The 1239-nt window shown below is 65.3% G+C and carries 2 protein-coding genes; both read right to left on the bottom strand.

Annotated features, from left to right (window positions below):
- On the bottom strand, positions 1-835 hold an 835-nt coding region (locus C5O18_RS09830), incomplete at its 3' end, for an OmpP1/FadL family transporter (protein WP_206389854.1).
- A gap of 151 nt (positions 836-986) precedes the next feature.
- On the bottom strand, positions 987-1239 hold a 253-nt coding region (locus C5O18_RS09825; RefSeq protein WP_146089348.1), incomplete at its 5' end, for an ABC transporter permease.

Raw genomic sequence — 1239 nt, 5'->3', positions numbered from 1 at the left:
GCTGGCTGAGCGACAGCTCGACGCTTTCCGGCGTGGGCAGCGCGGTCTTGCCGTCGTACTTGCCGGCGGCGCCGACCAGCACGCCGCCCATCGGCACGCCAGTGCCGCTGGTGGTCAGCGAGCCGTCGTCGATCTTGTACTTGACCTTGGAGCGGTAGACCAGGCCGGCGGTGGTGCTTTCGGTCAGGTCGGCGTGGATGCCCAGGTTGTAGCCGTAGCCGTAGTCGTCGCCTTCCAGCTCGGTGGTGCCGAGCACGGTGCCGGGCGCGCCGCCGCCGATGTTGGGCAGGCTGGAGACGTTCTTGCTCAGGTAGGCATCGAGATAGTTGAAGGTCACGCCGGCGCCGACACGCACCTTGTCATTGAGGGCGTAGCTGACCGTCGGCTGCAGGGTCATGACCTTGACCGAGCTCTTGTCGCCGAGGTGGCGGCCGGCATAGCTGTCTTCGTGGTTGGTCTTGAGGCCGAAGCTGCCGTAGGCGGCCACGCCCCAGGCCCAGCCGCCCTGGTCGCCGGAGGTGAAGAAGCCGGACGGCACGAAGGTGTGCGGCACGATATCGCCGTCACTGGTGCCACCCAGGGGTGCGGTCACGCCGCTGATGTCGGTCTGGGCATCGATGAAGGCCAGCGCCTGGGTGAACTGGGCCTGCTTCAGCTTCACCATGGCGGCGGGGTTGTTGTAGACCACGGAGGCATCCAGCACATTGGAGGCGCGGCCCGCGTTGGCAGTGCCTCCGGCCGAGACGCTTTGCTCGTTCAGTGCGAAGCCGCCTGCCATGGCCTGGGTGCCGACGCCGGCAGCGATGATGGCGAGTGCCAGTTTTCTTGCGTGCATGTGCTTACCCTCGTGCATTGCTTGTTGTGTAACACGTAACGCACGAAGGATAGGTTGCGCTTATTCTGGGCGCTGTGGCGGTTTGAGCACACTTTTGTTGCACTTCTGTGTTTTGTCGGTCATGCCTCTGTCATTAAAGACGAAAAGTGGCTCAGCGACCGCTGGTCCGTGTCCACCGGAACAGCGTGGCGGCGAGGCTCATGGTGGCCACGGCCATGACCAGCAGCACCCACAGATGGCCCTGGATGTCGGCCAGGCCGGCACCGTTGAGCATGACCGCGCGCGCGGCCTCGACGATGTGGGTCAGCGGCATGACCTGGCTCAGCGCCTGCAGCCAGGCCGGCGAGTTGTCGAGCGAGAACCACAGCCCGGACACGAACATCATGGGCCAGCTCACCAGGCCG

This window comes from Amnimonas aquatica, assembly GCF_002943415.1.
Lineage (GTDB): Bacteria > Pseudomonadota > Gammaproteobacteria > Pseudomonadales > Moraxellaceae > Perlucidibaca > Perlucidibaca aquatica_A.
Note: the sequence above shows the minus strand (reverse complement) of the source record. Positions and strands in the feature narration are given on the sequence as shown.